The following is an 18,262-nucleotide window of genomic DNA, read 5'->3' as shown; positions in this document are numbered from 1 at the left end:
TTTGATTAAAACATAATTGACATGAAAAAATATTTTAAAAGTTTGTTTATATGGCAGTTAATTGGTGGTGGGGTTTTCTTTCTGATAGTGTCGCCACTTCTTATCGCAACTTATCAATACGAATTCTTATTTCATGAAACTCCTTTCCTGAAATTAGTATCAAATATTTACAATGTTCTTTTACCACCGACAGACCTTGGCATTTTTATGCTTGACTTAACCGTTTCTGTTGTGGGGATAGTTTTTGCCACTCTTTTCTATCGTTACAAAAAAAGAAAACCGGAAAAGAAGCTTACTACCTCAGATATCCTGAAACTAATTGAAAAAGGTGAAAATGAACGTGTAGAATTCAAATCATCGCTCAGGCATGACTACCGGCAGGTTAAAACCGATAAAAACCTGGAGCATGTTATTTTAAAATCAATTGCCGGATTTTTAAATGGGAAAGGTGGCATCCTGATTATTGGAGTGAATGATTACGGAGAGATTTTAGGATTGGACAATGATTATTGGTCATTGAAAAAGAAAACAAAAGATGGTTTTGAGCAAAGACTAATGTTAATCGTTGCAAATGCCTTTGGCAAAGATATCTGTAGCAAAATACAGGTGTCATTCCATATTATCAACGATAAGGAAATATGCTCCTTATTCATTGAGCGCTCTAAACGGCCTGTTTACTTTAAAGAAAATAACCAAACAGTTTTTTTCCTGCGAACGGGAAACGTAACCAATTCGCTTTCAACCAGTGAAACGGTTGAATATCTGGAATCAAAACAAAAAAAGAGGTTTAAATTCCAGAATATATGATTTTATTATTAAAGTTTTTTCACCAGGGATTTGGTAAAATCGCCTAACTCGAAAATCATCGTCACCGATGGTAAATCACCGGTGATAGTAAATGACCAATCAAGATAGCAAAAATTATTTTGCAAAGAGTGAATACAAATAACCTGCAAAAACAAAAGAAAAAGAAAAAAAGGAGATGAAAATTGTATATCAGGCTTTCTTTATTTTGAACACTTAAAAAGTAGTCTTAAAAACTTTGTACCATGGAATACTACTTCAACAAAATAGTAAAAGGAAATTTTAACGATATTCTGCAGGTAGTAAAAATATCTTTAAAGAAGGAAGACTTTGAATTATTCTATGAAATAGATATGCAGGAAAAAGTTCGCCTAAAACTTGGCAGTATATGTCCTGGATTTGTAGTATTGGGAGCCTGTAACATGGATTTTCTATACAATATTCTCGATATGAAAGGGTAAATTACGGCTTCGTTACCCTTTAATATTGTTTTACAACAAATAATAAGAATGAAGTAAAAGTAGTAGCAATAGACCCCTTTTCTTCCATAAAAGATTCTAATAATGAATTTCTGGTTATTCTGACTTATGCCATAAAATTGAAACTGGCAAGGATGATGGAATCAATCACTACTTCTTATGACTCAAAGTTCCTTTGAAGGTAATTGTAAGTTGCATTGGATTGGGAACTGATTAAAAAAAACGTGTAAAACATTAACATTTTTCTAAAATGAAAAAATATAACCTAAAAAACCTGGACTGCGCTTCATGTGCGGCAAAGGTTGAAGAAGGTGTCGGGAAACTGAAAGATGTAAAATTTGTGAGCGTTAATTTCGCCACTACTTCAATGACAATAGATACTGATGACCTTGAAAAGGTAAAAAGCAAAATAAAAGAGATAGAACCCGAAGTTGAAATTGAAGATGATATTGATAAAAAAACAATTGTTTCTTCAAGTGAACTTGCTGAAAACAAATGGACGATTATTAAAGCAATTTCAGGTATCCTTCTCCTGGTGGCAGGACTGATTTTTGAAGAGGAGCTCCACAATACGCCTTTTCACATCGCCGAATATGCTGTATTCGTGACGGGCTACCTCATCGTGGGCTGGAATGTTCTTGCATCGGCGGGTAAAAACATCATCCGGGGACAGGTTTTTAACGAGCAATTTCTGATGTCGGTGGCAACGCTGGGAGCCTTTGCTATAGATGAAATGCCCGAAGCCGTTGCTGTTATGTTGTTTTATGTTGTTGGTGAACTATTCCAGGATATTGCGGTTGACCGTTCCCGCGGGTCAATAAAATCGCTTCTTGAAATTAAACCCGATTATGCTAATCTGAAAGACGGTGGGGATATCATAAAAGTTTCGCCGGAAGATGTGAACCTTGGAGACGAAATAATAGTTAAAGCCGGCGAAAAAGTTCCGTTGGATGGATTGGTAATTGAGGGGAGTTCATTTGTTGATACCTCAGCGCTTACGGGTGAAAGTGTCCCGCGAAAAATAAAATCAAAGGATGAGGTATTAGCGGGAATGATAAATCAAACTGGATTAATAACCGTTAGAGTTACCCGCCTTTTTGGTGAATCTTCTATTTCAAAAATACTTGAGATGGTTGAAAACGCGTCATCCAAAAAAGCGGAAACCGAAAAGTTCATCACCACGTTTGCCAAATATTATACGCCCGTAGTGGTTTTTGGCGCTCTTCTGCTTGCTGTTTTGCCCCCGCTTTTACTAAGCGGCGCAACTTTTAGCGATTGGATTTACCGGGCGTTGGTAGTCTTGGTTATTTCATGTCCCTGCGCACTGGTAATCAGCATTCCGCTTGGATATTTCGGCGGAATAGGCGGCGCTTCGAGGAAAGGAATCCTGGTGAAAGGTTCTAACTTTTTAGATGCGCTGACCCAGGTTAAAACCGTGGTGTTCGATAAGACCGGCACGCTTACAAAAGGAGAGTTCAAAGTAACAGAAATAGTCACCTCAAATGGCTTTTCAAAGGAAGAAATATCAGAATACGCGGCCTATGCCGAATATAATTCCAATCATCCGATTGCAAAATCCATACTCGAATCCTATAAGCGGGATTTTGACAATTCGAGAATCGGGAAGGTGGAAGAAATATCCGGGCATGGGATTAAGGCAAACATTGACAAAAAGGAAATATTTGTAGGGAATGATAAGCTCCTTCATAAAGAAAACATAGCGCATGACACCTGTGAAATTGAAGGTACGGTTGTGCATGTTGTTGTTGACAGGAAGTACGCTGGCTACATTGTTATATCAGATAGTTTGAAAGAGGATTCCATTGAAGCCATCGGACGTTTAAACAAAAAAGGCATTAAAACAGTAATGCTTACAGGCGACAGCAAATATGCCGCGGGTATTTTCGCCCGAAAGCTGGGCATCAGAGAATATTATACCGAATTGCTTCCTGAAAACAAAGTTGAGCATATTGAAAGAATGTTGAACAAAAACAGCAAAGTTGCTTTTGTGGGCGATGGCATAAACGATGCCCCGGTAATTGCCCGTGCCGATGTCGGCATTGCTATGGGTGCGCTCGGTTCCGATGCAGCAATAGAAACCGCCGATGTGGTATTGATGACCGATTCACCTTCAAAAGTCATTGATGCTATGGATGTTGCCAGGAAAACCAGAAATATCGTGTGGCAAAATATAATTTTTGCCCTTGTGGTTAAAACGGCCTTTATAGTCTTGGGTATTTTCGGGGTTGCCACCATGTGGGAAGCGGTTTTTGGCGATATGGGCGTTGCTTTGATTGCGGTGTTTAATGCAATCAGGGTAATGAAAAATTAGCAATTTGTAAATAAAGTAATTTTGATAAAGTTTGATTGATGCTTAAAAAAGTGAAGTTGTACAAGGAATCGAGTGGACTGTTTGGTTTAATGAGGGGACATATTGAGCTACATGAAGGTAAATCATGGTGGTTGTGTTTTACATAACACCATACCAAATTGAAGCATTTAGGCGATATATCTTTTTAAATAAAGAAGATTTAGAAGAAAAACCTTAAAAGTTTTATCATTTGCTTTACAATATGGCAACAGGAAGCGGTAAGACTTTGATAATGGCAGGTTTGATGTTTCACTTTTACCAAAAAGGCTATCCCAGCCCACAAGCCAAAACTTGTCAATAAGTGTGTTTTTTCCCACGCACGGACTGAAATACGTTGCAGGTAAAATCATAAAATAAAAATATAATGAAAGAAATAAAAGCATTTGTAAAGCCATTTAAAGTAAATGATATATTCCATCACTTACTCGAAGCCGGTTTCCCAAATTTAACGGTTTCGATGGCGGAAGGAACGGGAAACCTTGAAAACTCCGACCCCTCTGTTTCAACACAATTTTCAATCACCAACAGCCAGGTAGCCAAAATTGAAATTGTGTGTAACAAAGAAAATGTGGATAAAATTGTTGCGATTATATCGGAACAAGGACGTACCGGGAACCCGGGTGATGGCCTCATTTATGTTTCGGATGTTGAAAAAGCCTACCGGGTAAAAGACGGGTTGAAAAACGGGAATTAATCAGATGAATGGCTGTGGCAACTTTAGGGTTGCCACAGCTTTTTGGTGTAAATTGCAACTTTAAATATAGTTGGTTGTATTTCAATAGTATTTAGTAACTAACACAGCATTTGCAAAATGACAAACAACGAAATCGAAACGAAACTTGAATCGAAAAACGTAAAACCAACTGCCATGCGAACGTTGGTTTACAAAGCACTTGCTGAATCTGGAAAAGCGCTGAGCCTGGCGGATTTGGAACAACGTTTTGAAAAGGTAGAGCGTTCAACCATATTCAGGGCGCTTAAATCATTCGAGGACAATTTCATCGTTCATACAGTTAATGATGGTTCAGGTTCAGTTAAGTATGCCGTCTGCGATGAGGATTGCACATGTAATATAAATGACCTGCACGTTCATTTTTACTGTATGCGTTGTGGCAGAACACGTTGCATGAAAGAACTTCCAATTCCCAACATTAAACTGCCAGACGGCTACACCTATGATAATGCTCAATTCGTTATTAACGGGGTGTGCCCGCGCTGCGATTAAACTTTGCAACAATGTTGCACTAATTTATTGGTAATTTTGATATTATTAAAATGTCTAACATTAAAAAATTAAACGTATGAAATATTATTTTGAGAAAACCACAGATTATGCTTTTGAAGAAGCAGTAGAAAAAGTAACCGAAGAACTTAAAAAAGAAGGGTTCGGGGTTTTGACCGAGATTGATGTGCAGGCCACATTAAAAAAGAAACTGGATGTTGATTTCAGAAAATACCAAATTTTAGGGGCTTGCAATCCGTCATTTGCACATAAAGCACTGCAGGCCGAAAACAAAATCGGGGCCATGCTACCCTGCAATGTGATTGTGCAGGAACTGGATAATGGCAAAACAGAAGTAGCTGCCGTTGACCCGGTGGCTTCGATGGTGGCGGTTCAAAATGACAAATTAGGTGGTATTGCCGGCGAAATCAGGGCCAAACTTGAAAAGGTCATTGAAAACGTATAATACGGCCGGAATTTAAACCTAAAGTAGTTTAAGAATCCTTGGAAATGAGAAAACAACTGTTGTTATTAACCTTCGCGCTTTTCTGTGCATTCACTATGAATGCACAGGAGGGAGAACGGTTGAAAGTAATCACAGGGGTGCGTGTTAACCCTTTTGTGATGTACGATTTTGACGGCAACAAAACGGAAATAACCCGTATCCATGCCGAATTGGGCGCCATGTTCAATAATAAAACCTACCTGTCGGTGGGATACACGCCCTTTGCCAACGCCATCTACAATTTCAACGAATACTGGTTTGTAGGGTTTGACAAAAAAATCCCGGTATCGTGGGTTTTGGCAGAAGAGTACATGTTTGATGAAAATAAATTTATAGTCCAGACCGGCCCCAATTTCAAATTAGGGAACGTGGGAAATGCCTTTGTATTCCTGTTTACCCCTGTTGATAATATTGACTGGGGCTTGAAAGTGGGCGTCTTCATTCCGTTGAACGTGGTGTTGTATAAAGAATAGCTAACATGTTCAAATCTGTATTTACCGTAAGTAAAATGGATTGCCCCTCCGAAGAATCCCTTATCAGGATGAAACTGGAAGGGCTTTCTGTCATTAAAAATCTGGTGTTCGATATTGAAAACCGAAAACTCACTGTCTTTCATTCCGAAGAAAATCCTGAAATTGAACAACGGCTGAAAGAACTCAATTTGGGTACGGAACACAAAGAAACTATAACTGTCCAACAGGATGAATTTATTGACAATACATCGGTACAATCGAAACTTCTTTGGACGGTACTGATTATCAATTTTGCTTTTTTTATCCTTGAAATCACAACAGGTCTCATATCAAAATCCATGGGCCTGGTTGCCGATTCACTGGATATGCTGGCAGACGCGTTGGTTTATGGACTTAGCCTTTGGGCAGTCGGTTCAACGGTAATCCGCAAGAAAAAAGTAGCAAAACTAAGCGGCTATTTTCAACTGGCATTAGCCCTTCTGGGCCTTTTGGAGGTGATACGCAGGTTTATCAGTTTTGAAGAAGTGCCGGATTTTCAAACCATGATTATCGTTTCGGTATTGGCATTGATTGCCAATTCTGTTTGCCTTTATCTTCTGCAAAAGTCAAAGAGCCGGGAAGCACACATGAAAGCCACCATGATTTTCACATCAAACGATATTATTATCAATACAGGTGTTATTGCGGCAGGTGTTTTGGTGTTGTTGACGCAATCAAAATATCCCGACCTGATTATTGGAACCATTGTTTTTTTGGTTGTGGTGAGAGGTGCAATAAGGATTTTGAAATTAGGGAAATAGATATGTGAAAATTATGGCACATACACACGGACATTCACATGCGGCTGGCAAAAATTACGGAAAATCTTTTGCCCTGGGCATTGGTTTAAATGTAACTTTTATTGCCGTTGAAATAGTTTATGGTTTAATCGCCAACTCATCCGCATTGCTCGCTGACGCAGGGCATAATGCCAGTGATGTGCTCGGCCTTGTTTTTGCATGGACGGCCATGTGGCTTGCATCCATGAAACCACGAGGCAAATACACCTACGGGCTTCGAAAAACAACCATCCTTGTTTCTATTTTGAATGCCCTTCTGCTGTTTGGTGCAGTGGCTGTAATCGCCTGGGACGCTATTGGTAAATTCAAAAATCCCGAACCAGTGGCAGGCAGTCAGGTAATGATTGTTGCCGCCATTGGTGTAGTTATCAACACCCTAACTGCCTTGCTTTTTATGAAAGGCCAGAAAGACGACCTGAACATTAAAGGAGCATTCCTGCACATGGCAGCCGATGCCGGGGTATCGCTGGGCGTTGTTTTGGCAGGTTTGTTAATCAACCTTACCGGCAAACAATGGATTGACCCGGTTACAAGTTTCCTTATAATTGCTGTAATCGTTTGGGGAACCTGGCGCTTATTTACCGATTCCATTGATTTAGCGCTGGATGCCGCTCCCAAGCATATTGAACTCGACAAAGTACGCAACTTTCTTTTATCCCAAAATGGGGTTGAAAATATACACGATTTACACGTTTGGGCAATGAGCACCACCCAAATAGCTTTAACAGCCCACCTGATAATGCCTGAAGGGTTTAGCGATGAATTTATTGCTGAATTACAGGAGAAACTTGTACACGAATTCGGGATAGGCCACACAACCTTTCAAATTGAAAACAAACAGATAGAAAAATATTGTGATACTGATTGTTAAGACATACTAATGGAAATAATTTACAAGTCAACAATAACCTGCCCCGAATGTGAATAGTTGCTGTTAATGTCTTTCGGTCCGCGAAAGTTAGCACCATACCAAAAATTAAATTTCCAAAAATATTTTTTACTTTTACCGTTCAGAAATACATTGATAAGTTGATGAAAAACCGGGTTAAAATATTACTTCCAATAGTTGGCATTATTTATTGCATGGCCTTTTTGGAAATAAATTTTCCCGGTGGTGTTCATCAAACCTGGAACGACCCATACGACACTTATATAGTCACACAGAATAATACTGATGCTCACTCTGCAAATCATTCTTTTGACTTAAACTCACCGAATTTAGCTGTTCTAAGCAGTAATAGTGTTTTCCCAATTATTGTCATAGCCCTTTTCGTATTATTCATCCCGTTTTTTATTCTGCGGTACAATTCATCCGGAATATATCTTACATAACAATCAGCATAAAAGACTTTTTTATTGAAAACAGACTTCTGCCCGGAAGGTTTTTTTACCTACTCCAGTTTCAATTCGAATTTTTCGTTGAACTGAAGATTTCCATCAGCTTTGGAGCCGTCCGGTGTTTCGAAACCTTTGATTTTCGGCGTTTTTCCTTTTCGTATCAACTGTTTTACCTGGTTGTTAGTCAGGTCTTTGTTCATGAAGGAGAATGGAATGCGAAGCGAGCAATTCTGAAAATTGGTGCATCCCCAGGCGGTTTTTCCTTTTACAATGGTTCCTTGGTTGCATTTCGGGCAGGTAAGTTTCTCTTCCTCTTTTTCTTCCAGTTCGATATTGAAATCGTCGGTCAGCACGAGTTTGCCATCTGCTTTTTCACCGCCATTGGTGAATCCTTTAATAACCCCGGTTTTTTTCTTCTCAATCAGTTGTTTGACCTGATTATCGGTCAGTTTCTTTCCCAGGAATTCAAAGGGAAGCCGAAAATTGCACCCATCGCGAAAAGCACTGCATCCCCAGGCTGAGTTCCCTTTTAATATCATCCCTTTTTCGCACTTGGGACAAGTTAGCTGCACCTCTTTTTCCACCTTTTCTTTTTCCCCGTTTCCCCCGGAAGGTTTTGCCTTCTTTTCATCTTCGATGATGGTGATCTCTTTTCGTGGCGAACGTTTTACCTGGTCGACAATTTCCGACACCATGGTTTTCATCTCCTCCATAAATTGCGAAACCTCGTAAGTGCCTTCCTCAATTTGGCGGAGCTTCTTTTCCCATTGGCCAGTCAGTTCGGCCGATTTGAGCAAATCATTTTCGATGGAACCAATCAAATCGATGCCGGTTTTTGTGGCTAAGATGCGTTTTTTATCGCGCACAATGTATCGGCGGCGGAACAGCGTTTCGATGATGTTGGCCCGGGTTGACGGACGGCCGATGCCATTCTCTTTCATTAATTCCCGTAGTTCGCCATCGTCTACCTGTTTACCCGCCGTTTCCATGGCGCGGAGCAGGGTGGCCTCGGAATAATAGCGCGGCGGTTGTGTCATCTTTTCCGCCAGATCGGGTTCGTGCGGGCCGCTTTCCCCTTTTACGAATGCCGGCAGAATGTTCTCGTCGGCCTGTGTTTTGCCGCCATCGCCCTGGTAAACGACCCGCCATCCGGGATGAAGGATTTGCTTTCCGGTTACTTTGAAATCCACTTCGTTAACGGTAGCCAGCACGGTGGTGTTGGCCACTTTACAATCGGGGTAAAACACGCTGATGAAGCGCCGGGCCACCAAATCGAATACCCGCTTTTCGTCAGGCGTCAGGTTGTAGGTGAACACGCCGGTCGGGATGATGGCATGGTGATCGGTAATCTTTTTATCGTCGAAAACCTTTTTCGATTTCCTGATTTTGTCTTTCAGAAGCGGCTCGGTCAGCTGCTCGTAAGGTTTCAGCTTTTTCAGGATACTGGGGACTTTCGGGTAGATATCGTTGGGCAGAAACGTGGTGTCGACACGGGGATACGTGGTTACCTTTTTCTCGTACAGGCTTTGAATAACACGGAGTGTTTCATCAGCCGAAAGGCCGAATTTGCGGTTGGATTCTACCTGCAGTGAGGTTAAGTCGAAAAGCTTTTGCGGTTGTTCTGTCCCTTTTTTCGTTTCCACGGAAGTGATGAAAAGGTCGTGCCCTTTGATCTCCCCCAGTTTCTTTTCCGCTTCTTCCTTAACGGAGAAACGTCCGCTGGTAGCACTGAAAACTGTTTCCCGGTAGGTGGTCTTTAATTCCCAGTACGGTTCCGGTTTAAAGTCTTCAATTTCCAGCTGTCGCTGAACCACCAGGGCGAGGGTAGGTGTTTGCACCCGACCGATGGAAAGTACCTGTTTGTTTTGCCCGTATTTTAGTGTGTAAAGCCGGGTGGCGTTGAGGCCCAACAGCCAGTCGCCAATGGCGCGGGCACTTCCGGCCGCATACAGCAAATCGAAATCGGCGCCGCTGTAAAGTTTCTCGAACCCTTCTTTAATGGCTTCTTCCGTAAGGGACGAAATCCATAACCGCTTGATGGGTTTTTGACATTTTGCCTTGGTGAGCACCCAGCGCTGAATTACTTCTCCCTCCTGGCCGGCGTCACCGCAGTTGATGACCTCGTCGGCCTCATTCACCAGCTTTTCGATGGTGTCGAACTGTTTTTTCACGCCTTCGTTATCAATGAGTTTGATGCCGAATTTACGTGGAAGCATGGGGAGTGTGCGCAAGTCCCACCATTTCCAGCGCGAGGTATAGTCGTGCGGTTCTTTTAGGGTGCACAAGTGGCCGAACGTCCAGGTGACCTGGTATCCGTTTCCTTCGAAATAGCCATCACGGCGGCTTTTGGCTCCCAGGATTTCGGCTATTTCGCGGGCAACACTTGGTTTTTCGGCTATGCAGACTTTCACGCTTCGATTGATTTGTCACCAAAAATAATCAGCTCAAACTAATTCGACGACAAACCGGCGACGAAGTTTTCAACGATATGCGTATTTCCGAAAGCTGGTCGTGGATGGAGGATCTTATCCGGTTATGGGGGCTTACAATCTTTTCAGGGGATTGCCCTGCTGCGGAAATCCTTTTTTATTGCAGAAGATTCTTCGCGATGACTGGGGTTTTGACGGCTATGTGGTATCGGACTGCTGGGCCATCAGCGACTTTTTTCAATTCCAGAATACAGTCAAAGACGCAGCCGAAGCAGCCGCTATTGCCATTAAAGCAGGCACCGATTTGAACTGTGGTGTTTCCTTTTCCAGGTTAGATACTGCCATTAAACGCGGTTTGGTGACAGAAACCGATATTGATAAAGCGGTGAAACGATTGTTCCGCGCCCGTTTCAAACTGGGAATGTTCGACCCGGACGCTCGGGTCCCTTACTCCAAAATTCCATACTGCGCCAATTGTTCCGACGTAAATGACCATTTGGCACGTGTAGCAGCACAGAAATTTCGCAAATGCGCAATTGAAAGGCAAACCTGAGTTTACCCGTGTGGACGATCAGATTAACTTCTACCGGGGCCCTCATTCTCCTTCACCACAGTTGCCTGGCGACGATTTTTCGGTAAGATGGACCGGATACATTGTCCCGCCGGTAACCGGAACCTATCATTTGGGCTGTTGGGGAATGCCAACATTGGACGTGTACTTCGAGGCTAAGAAGATATTGAGTCATAATTCAGGGCATCACGCGTTTTACCATGAACCGGATGTGCAGATGGAAGCCGGTAAGCGATACAAGGTAGTTTACGAATACAAAAACTGGTACGGAGAAGGAGACGCCAAACTGGTATGGGCCATGCCCAATCCGAACATGTTGAAAGATGCAGTAGCTACTGCCGAAAAAGCCGATGCTGTTGTGTTGCTACTAGGGTTGTCTCAACGTCTGGAAGGAGAGGAGATGCCCATCAAAGTCGATGGATTTAAAGGCGGCGACCGTACCAACCTGTTGCTTCCCAAACCATAGCGCGATTTGATGAAAGCCATCAAAGCTACCGGCAAACCGGTTGTTCTGGTGTTGCTCAACGGAAGTGCGCTGGCCATCAACTGGGCTGCTGATAACCTGGATGCTATTGTTTCGTCCGGATATGCCGGACAGGAAGGCGGGAACGCTGTTGCTAATGTTCTTTTTGGCGATTACAATCCGGCCGGAGGATTACCGGTCACTTACTACAAGTCGGTTGACCAGTTGCCTCCGTTCGAAGATTACGATATGAAAGGCCGTACTTATCGTTACTTTACCGGGGAGCCACTATTTCCGTTTGGTTATGGATTAAGTTACACCACGTTTAACTATTCGGATTTAAAGATTCCTCAAACGGTTTCTTCCGGCGGTTCCATCCCGGTTTCCGTCAAAGTAACCAATACCGGCAATCGTGACGGTGATGAAGTGGTTGAATTATACATTACCGGTGAGAAAGCACCTACGCCGCGTCCTATCAGGCAACTGGAAGGATTTAACCGTATCAACCTGAAAGCCGGAGAGAGCAAGGTGGTTAAATTCAGACTTGGCCCTCGTGAACTTTCGATGATTAACAAACAGGATAATCTGGTTGTGGAACCGGGCTGGTTTACCATCTCGGTAGGAGGAAAACAACCTGGCTTTTCTGGACGAGCCGATGCCGCAACCACATCGGTTGTTACCGGACGATTTAACGTGAAAGGAAAGCTGTTTAAACTGAAAAAATAAACCGAAGATTATCAGATGAAAGCGGGGCCTTGCGCCCCGTTTTTTATACCTTTAAAAGAAAAAGAACATGGCTGAGACGGTTAACCGTGTTCCGGTAGCGGCCGGACGCTTCTACTCCGGTTCACCGAACACATTAAAAAAAGAAGTTCACGAGTTCCTTTCTTCAGGAGCTACCTTACCCGAAACCGATCGATTGGTTGGTTTGATTGTCCCGCATGCCGGTTATGTTTTTTCAGGAGGTACCGCAGGAAAATGTTATGCGCGTATTCCGGGAAAAAACGGCATTGAAAGAGTTGTACTGATTGGTTCTTCACATTATGCCTCTTTTCGGGGCGCTTCCATTTACAATATTGGCAACTACGAAACGCCGCTCGGAGTAGTGCCGGTTGATTGGGAAATCTGTGAAAGACTAATTGAAAACAATGATTTGTTCAGTTTTCATCCAGCTGCCCACAGCGAGGAGCATAGTCTGGAAGTGCAATTGCCTTTTTTGCAGGAAAAATTGAAATCGGATTTTCGGATTGTTCCCATTTTGTTGGGACATGTACATCTCAAAGAGTGTAAATTAATGGCAAATCAGCTTATTTCACTGGCCGATGAAAAAACATTGTTCGTTATAAGCACCGACCTGTCACATTATCCGGGTTATGAAGATGCCCGGTTAGTTGATGCGGAAACCATTGAAGCCATTGCTTCCGGTGAGCCGGAAAAATTTATTGACGGACTGGACCGCAACAATGAAAAGCATATGGCTAACCTGGAGACCTCTTGTTGCGGATGGACTTCTGTTCTTACATTTCTTTACCTGGCAAAAGGAATGAAAAACGTCGTCATCCGGAAAGTGGATTACTCCAATTCAGGTGATTCTGCTTATGGCGATCGTGAACGGGTTGTTGGCTATGGCGGACTTGAGGCCGTTGTTCCCGGGGCAAAAACAGTTTACCTGAATGAAGAGGAAAAAGCACAGTTGAAAAAGCTGGCCGAAGAAGCCATCTGGCAATATTTTGAACGGGGAGGACGCGATGATATTGATCCGGAATATCTGCCTCCGGCTTTGCATGAAAGGTATGGAGTTTTTGTTACTGTTTATGTAGGAGAGAAGTTACGAGGTTGCCTTGGCCGTTTCGATGAGAAGGAGCCTTTGTATGAACGTGTCCGTGATTTAGCTATTGCATCAGCTACGCGCGATACCCGTTTTGCACCGTTAAACCGGGATGAATTAAAGAATATGCGCATTGAAATTTCTGTTTTGACCCCGCTCAAGCGAATTCACGATCCATCTGAAATTATTCTGGGGAAGCATGGAATCTACATTCGGAACGGATTAAATACCGGTACATTCCTGCCACAGGTTGCTACTGATCACCACTGGAGTGTGGAAGAGTTCTTAGGCTATTGCTCTAAGAATAAGGCTCATTTGGGTTGGGATGGTTGGCGTTCATCCGAACTGTTTGTTTTTGAATCCGTCGTGATTGATTAATTCTTTCCACATAAGCGTAATTCGGCACAATAATTGATTAGTTAACGTCGTTTTAAACTACACTTAATATAATTGTCAAATTAAATTGGCATATTTGAAGTTGAATAAAAATGCAAATCACAAAAACGAAAGATTTATGGGAAGAAAAGAGTATTTTGAAAGTTTGGAAGATTTGCGTTTGCTCAGAGAATCACTTTTAAGTAAAGAAAATGATGATCCTCTTTTCAGGAAACAATCGAAAGATGATATGATGTGCGAAATTGATAAGCGCCTTCATCAGTTAAAGGAAATTGTAGAAAGAGATTAAGAGAAACGTAAATTGACACTGTCCCGGTAAGGGACATTTTTTTTGTCCATACTTTTCTGGAGAAGCCCCCTCCATAATTATTTTCCAAAGGTGTTAACAAAGCTTTTCCACCATTCTCAACGCCGATAATATTTTTAATTTTGCTCATGTTCGTAAATGAAAAAGTTAAAGGAATTATATCGCCGGAATATTTATGGAGTGATTGGCACACTAGCCTTTCACCTCGTCCTTCTGTCCATTTTTTTGCTGGCGGAGCTGAAAACGTCCAAACAACCGCAAGACGAAGGCATCATTCTCGATTTTACCGAACAGCCGGCACCCAAATTGCCCGGGCCGGAAATTAAGAAAGAAAAAGCAACAACTGCATCTTCAGCCGAATCTCTCGATCGGGGCTCCAATCGGGCTGTTAACGATGCTTCCATAGAGAAACCTACCAAGGATAAGTTCTTCGATAAATCATACAAGGAAGAGATTGAAAAAGCCAAAGCGTTGGTTAATGACGTAAATAAAACGCTTTCGCAGAAGATACCGGAAATTGGCGATATTAAAATGCCGGAGGAGACTACCGAGGGCATGAAACGGGAGGATATTAAGAATACCATTTACAAGGGGAAAAGCAATATTCACTATTCGCTTGAAAACCGGTACCATGTCCGCTTGCCCATCCCGATCTACTTAGCACAGGGCGGCGGGGAAGTAATCGTCGATATCATCGTTGGCCGGAATGGCCGGGTGTTGAGTGCTGAGCCTCGTCCCAATCCGAATATTACCGATCCTATGTTGTTGGCTTACGCGAAGAAGGCAGCCTTGAATACGGAGTTCAACGTTGATCCAAAAGCACCAGAAAAACAAAGGGGAACGATAACTTATAATTTCGTCCCCCAATAGCCTATGGCTTATTCAGTCGTTTTATGATACAAACTGGCTGAAGTTTTTCATGAATTGAACTCTTTCCCATGCAGCGGGATTTCCGGCAGATGAATGCTTCAACAGACCGGTAAAGTCGTCGATGGCTTCAAAGTCCTTCTCAGCCATCCATTTCTTCAATTCTTCAAGCAAAACTTTGATGTGTTTGGGGCCATGTTTATAAATGACGGAGGCAATCTCAACAGCTTTTGCGCCTGCCAGTAATTGTTTCACAATGGCATCGCCGGTGTGAATACCGGTTGAGGCAGCCAGGTCACACTTCACTTTGCCTGACATTAGCGATATCCACCGAAGGGGTTGACTGTAATCACCCGGAGAGGACAAAATCGGTCCCGAAGTAACGGTCAGGTTTTCAGTGTCAATGTCAGGCATCCACGATCGGTTAAATAGGACAATTCCCTGAATGCCAGCTTTTGAAATACGACTTATGTATGATGCCAGGTTCGAGCAATAATATCCTATTTTCAGGGAAACCGGGAGAGTAACAATTTCTTTTACTTGGTGAATAATCGCATCGGTAATGACCAGGTTGTCCAGTTGTTCCCGGTCGTCATCCGACGGGAGGAAGAATAGGTTTAACTCGAGGCCATCGGCACCAGCTTCCTGGATTTCCTTCGCGAGGTACATCCATTTTTGGCTGGAGACACAATTGATGGAAGCGATAACCGGAATTTGAACCGCTTCTTTCGCTTCTTTAATTAGTCGAATATATTTCCGGACGGAATCTTCGTACAGCTCCTCTTCGGTAAAATCGAGCGTTTCGGGAAAAAGGAAAGGCCGGCCAGTCATTCGGTGCTCGGTTTCCTTCATTTCGAGAATAATTTCCTCTTCGAATAGTGATTTTAAAACAACGGCAGCCGCTCCGTTGGCTTCCAGTTCTTTTATTTTTTCAACTGAATCGGTAAGCCCTGAGCTGGCAATTATAATGGGATTCTTCAGAGAAAGTCCCATGTATTTCGTCGATAGATCTGTCATAATGATAGCTTTGCTGGTTATTGTACTTCGCTTAAGATACAAAGTTTAACCACAAAAAACCATTATTCGATTGAAAACCTATTTCGAGAGTTTGAGCAGAAAATTCAGGCTGCATTTAAAAATTGTAGGTCAAACCGATACCGAGGAACTGTTTTAACTGAACTCTGGGGCCATGTTCCACTCCGCTGGAATCGACATATTTGATGTTATCGTCATATTTTAATGTGGCACCAAAGTTGGCTGCCAGGAATTTATTGATTTGCATATTAAAACGAATATCCCAGTTTACATCAATGTTTTGTGGTTTATCCAGATAATTGGAGAAGAGGTCGAGTTTCGTTTCCAAATCAACATTCTTCAGTAAATCGGTCTGGGTGTAGGAAAATTTGGCATAGGCACCAAATTCGGCCCTGAATTTGTCACCCGGATTGACGCCAAATGCCCCGGCCATTGACAGTGAATCATCCACTAGAAATGTGAATTTTGTACTAACTGGTGAAATTAATGCTGAAATACTCTTGTTGGGCTTGTAATCAAAACCCAGAGCAAAATTCATGTAACCTGGAGCCATGAAGTTGGAAATGTAAGTAGTCTTGTTTGGGTAATTATATCCCTTGGCCAATTGGGTTCTGAAATCGTACAGGGCTGACAGGTACCATTTGCCGTCGATTTTATAGCCATACTTGGAAGAAAAGCTTAATTTATCGACGCTTTTGCGCAGGTTCTCGTTGTTGTTTTTAACAAAGCCGTACTGCATATTAAAGGAATTGTCCCAGGCATGATTGTTCTTCTTTTTATTGGCATTGATGTTAAAAAGAAAGGTTCCTGAAACCGAACCGTCTCCGCCTTCAGCCCAATTGGTCAGCGTAACCTGTGAAAAATTGAGCGAACCGTTTCCGTTGATGCTCCAATATTTTGTTGTGTCAGACGGCGTTTGCGCATGAAGCGCAAACGTTTCCGTTAAGATGACAATGAGGAAAGATAATTTTTTTAGCATGTTGTTAATATTCGTTTGGTTAGCCATTATTTTTCATTGAAAAGGTGTACATCCCTTTGTGGAAATGGAATGGAAATACCTTCTACATCAAATGATTTTTTAACTTTTTCGGTCAAATCAAAATATACTCCCCAGTAATTTGCAGCTTCTACCCAGGGCCTGACGACAAAATTCACGGAACTATCGCCCAATTCATGTACTGCTACAAAAGGAGCCGGATCTTTGAGTACCCGCTCGTCTTCTTCCAGTAACCTTTTCAGGATATCGCGGGCTTTGTCGATGTCATCCGAATAACCAATTCCAAATTTCATATCGACACGGCGGGTTGGCAAAGCCGAATAATTGGTCATACTGCCGGTTGCCAGGCCTCCGTTGGGAATAATCACCCGTTTGTTGTCGGGAGTGTTCAGAATTGTATTGAATATCTGAATCTCTTTTACCGTTCCCATATGTCCCTGGGCCTCGATGAAATCGCCGACTTTAAATGGTTTAAAAATGAGGATGATGACACTACCGGCAAAGTTTTGCAATGTTCCCGACAGGGCCAAACCAACGGCAAGGCCTGCAGCAGCCAGAATGGCAATAAAGGAAGTCATCTGGATACCCAGCATACTTGCAACGGTAATAACTAGAAGAACTTTTAAGGAAATATCAAGTAAGCTGATTAGAAAGGATGACAGAGAAGGATCAAACTCCCTCTTCGTCATGGTTTTTCGTATCAACTTGTCTAATCTTTTGATGATCCAAAGTCCGATAATCAGAATAATGACAGCATAAACCAGTCTAAGTCCCCATGATTGGATAAGCACCCACGCTGCAGGGGTGTAGTTGTTCAGGTTTTCCATTTTTTTTTGTCTTTAAGTTGTGTTAATAAAGTTTGAATGACTCGAAGTGAAATTATTCTATTTACATAGAATAAATCTAAATAAAATAATGCAAAATATGAATGAACTTTGGCAATTACTCAATGAAATGGCCATTTATCTGCTCATTGGGTTTCTTTTTGGCGGCATTCTTCATGTTCTTATTCCAAAGGAACGCGTTAGCCGATATCTTGGGAGAAAGAATACGTTATCGGTAATGAATGCAACCTTATTGGGAATTCCTTTGCCACTTTGTTCCTGCGGTGTGGTTCCTGCCGGAATTTCATTTTACCGTAACGGTGCCTCGAAAGGTGCAACCACGTCGTTCCTTATTTCGGCACCTCAAACGGCTGTCGACCCAATGTTGGTAACCTATTCTTTGTTAGGATTACCGATGGCACTTATTTATCTTATTTTGTAGGGACGAATGATCAGGGTGTAGTGTTCGCATATGAAACCTTCTGTGAACGGTTGCGGATAAACGCTTATATTA

20 protein-coding genes and 1 pseudogene are annotated in these 18,262 nt (G+C 42.3%); 17 read left to right on the top strand and 4 right to left on the bottom strand.

Annotated elements, in window-relative coordinates; translation table 11 throughout:
* Window positions 1–21: 21 nt before the first annotated feature.
* The 10 genes from GJU82_RS06995 to GJU82_RS06950 all read left to right on the top strand — a co-directional run bounded on the left by GJU82_RS06995 (window position 22) and on the right by GJU82_RS06950 (window position 7,564).
* Complete coding sequence (locus GJU82_RS06995; protein ID WP_153631490.1) at window positions 22–807, top strand: helix-turn-helix domain-containing protein; 786 nt, start codon at window positions 22–24, stop codon at window positions 805–807.
* Window positions 808–1,049: 242 nt separating this feature from the next.
* Complete coding sequence (locus tag GJU82_RS06990; RefSeq protein WP_153631489.1) at window positions 1,050–1,265, top strand: hypothetical protein; 216 nt, start codon at window positions 1,050–1,052, stop codon at window positions 1,263–1,265.
* A gap of 268 nt (window positions 1,266–1,533) precedes the next feature.
* A complete protein-coding gene (locus GJU82_RS06985) occupies window positions 1,534–3,615 on the top strand; it encodes a heavy metal translocating P-type ATPase (RefSeq protein ID WP_153631488.1) in 2,082 nt (693 codons plus the stop codon).
* A 229-nt stretch (window positions 3,616–3,844) separates the two neighbouring features.
* Window positions 3,845–3,955 carry a DEAD/DEAH box helicase family protein gene (locus GJU82_RS17415; RefSeq protein ID WP_255473942.1) on the top strand — a complete coding sequence of 37 codons (111 nt, stop codon included), beginning with the start codon at window positions 3,845–3,847 and terminating at the stop codon, window positions 3,953–3,955.
* Window positions 3,956–4,018: 63 nt separating this feature from the next.
* Window positions 4,019–4,348 carry a P-II family nitrogen regulator gene (locus tag GJU82_RS06975; RefSeq protein ID WP_153631487.1) on the top strand — a complete coding sequence of 110 codons (330 nt, stop codon included), beginning with the start codon at window positions 4,019–4,021 and terminating at the stop codon, window positions 4,346–4,348.
* 117 nt (window positions 4,349–4,465) lie between these two features.
* On the top strand, window positions 4,466–4,879 hold the full coding sequence (locus tag GJU82_RS06970; RefSeq protein WP_153631486.1) for a Fur family transcriptional regulator: 414 nt from the start codon (window positions 4,466–4,468) through the stop codon (window positions 4,877–4,879).
* Window positions 4,880–4,955: 76 nt separating this feature from the next.
* On the top strand, window positions 4,956–5,342 hold the full coding sequence (locus GJU82_RS06965) for a DUF302 domain-containing protein (protein WP_153631485.1): 387 nt from the start codon (window positions 4,956–4,958) through the stop codon (window positions 5,340–5,342).
* Window positions 5,343–5,386: 44 nt separating this feature from the next.
* Window positions 5,387–5,854 (top strand): hypothetical protein, encoded by a 468-nt coding sequence (locus GJU82_RS06960; RefSeq protein ID WP_153631484.1) that lies wholly within the window; start codon window positions 5,387–5,389, stop codon window positions 5,852–5,854.
* Window positions 5,855–5,859: 5 nt separating this feature from the next.
* Window positions 5,860–6,654 (top strand): cation transporter, encoded by a 795-nt coding sequence (locus GJU82_RS06955; RefSeq protein WP_153631483.1) that lies wholly within the window; start codon window positions 5,860–5,862, stop codon window positions 6,652–6,654.
* Between the two features lie 13 nt (window positions 6,655–6,667).
* On the top strand, window positions 6,668–7,564 hold the full coding sequence (locus GJU82_RS06950) for a cation diffusion facilitator family transporter (protein ID WP_153631482.1): 897 nt from the start codon (window positions 6,668–6,670) through the stop codon (window positions 7,562–7,564).
* Between the two features lie 520 nt (window positions 7,565–8,084).
* On the opposite strand, the gene GJU82_RS06945 is transcribed toward GJU82_RS06950, so the two are convergent.
* Window positions 8,085–10,442, bottom strand: coding sequence for a type IA DNA topoisomerase (locus GJU82_RS06945; RefSeq protein ID WP_153631481.1), 2,358 nt, complete (start codon window positions 10,440–10,442; stop codon window positions 8,085–8,087).
* Between the two features lie 88 nt (window positions 10,443–10,530).
* Between GJU82_RS06945 and GJU82_RS06940 the strand changes: the two are divergent.
* From GJU82_RS06940 to GJU82_RS06915, 6 genes and pseudogenes are all read left to right on the top strand, one after another.
* Window positions 10,531–11,013, top strand: a pseudogene (locus tag GJU82_RS06940) (glycoside hydrolase family 3 N-terminal domain-containing protein); the annotation flags it as partial.
* Window positions 10,997–11,497, top strand: a complete 501-nt coding sequence (locus tag GJU82_RS06935) for a PA14 domain-containing protein (RefSeq protein ID WP_153631479.1) — start codon at window positions 10,997–10,999, stop codon at window positions 11,495–11,497. The pseudogene GJU82_RS06940 and the gene GJU82_RS06935, both read left to right, overlap by 17 nt.
* A 9-nt stretch (window positions 11,498–11,506) precedes the next feature.
* Entirely contained in the window at window positions 11,507–12,220 is a 714-nt protein-coding gene (locus tag GJU82_RS06930; protein ID WP_153631478.1) for a glycoside hydrolase family 3 C-terminal domain-containing protein, read from the top strand.
* Between the two features lie 67 nt (window positions 12,221–12,287).
* Window positions 12,288–13,700 carry an AmmeMemoRadiSam system protein B gene (gene amrB / locus GJU82_RS06925; RefSeq protein WP_153631477.1) on the top strand — a complete coding sequence of 471 codons (1,413 nt, stop codon included), beginning with the start codon at window positions 12,288–12,290 and terminating at the stop codon, window positions 13,698–13,700.
* 136 nt (window positions 13,701–13,836) lie between these two features.
* Entirely contained in the window at window positions 13,837–14,007 is a 171-nt protein-coding gene (locus tag GJU82_RS06920) for a hypothetical protein (RefSeq protein ID WP_153631476.1), read from the top strand.
* A 156-nt stretch (window positions 14,008–14,163) separates the two neighbouring features.
* Window positions 14,164–14,895 carry a hypothetical protein gene (locus GJU82_RS06915; RefSeq protein ID WP_153631475.1) on the top strand — a complete coding sequence of 244 codons (732 nt, stop codon included), beginning with the start codon at window positions 14,164–14,166 and terminating at the stop codon, window positions 14,893–14,895.
* 21 nt (window positions 14,896–14,916) lie between these two features.
* Here GJU82_RS06915 and GJU82_RS06910 read toward each other — a convergent pair whose 3' ends face one another.
* The 3 genes from GJU82_RS06910 to GJU82_RS06900 form a co-directional block, all read right to left on the bottom strand.
* Window positions 14,917–15,909, bottom strand: a complete 993-nt coding sequence (locus tag GJU82_RS06910; protein WP_153631474.1) for a dihydroorotate dehydrogenase-like protein — start codon at window positions 15,907–15,909, stop codon at window positions 14,917–14,919.
* 115 nt (window positions 15,910–16,024) lie between these two features.
* Window positions 16,025–16,906 (bottom strand): DUF3078 domain-containing protein, encoded by an 882-nt coding sequence (locus tag GJU82_RS06905; RefSeq protein ID WP_194830990.1) that lies wholly within the window; start codon window positions 16,904–16,906, stop codon window positions 16,025–16,027.
* Window positions 16,907–16,932: 26 nt separating this feature from the next.
* Entirely contained in the window at window positions 16,933–17,751 is an 819-nt protein-coding gene (locus GJU82_RS06900) for a mechanosensitive ion channel family protein (RefSeq protein ID WP_153631472.1), read from the bottom strand.
* A gap of 97 nt (window positions 17,752–17,848) precedes the next feature.
* On the opposite strand from GJU82_RS06900, the gene GJU82_RS06895 reads away from it, so the two are divergent.
* A complete protein-coding gene (locus GJU82_RS06895; RefSeq protein WP_194830989.1) occupies window positions 17,849–18,190 on the top strand; it encodes a permease in 342 nt (113 codons plus the stop codon).
* Window positions 18,191–18,262: the final 72 nt, after the last annotated feature.

It is taken from the genome of Prolixibacter sp. SD074 (assembly GCF_009617895.1).
GTDB lineage: Bacteria > Bacteroidota > Bacteroidia > Bacteroidales > Prolixibacteraceae > Prolixibacter.
Note: the sequence above shows the minus strand (reverse complement) of the source record. Positions and strands in the feature narration are given on the sequence as shown.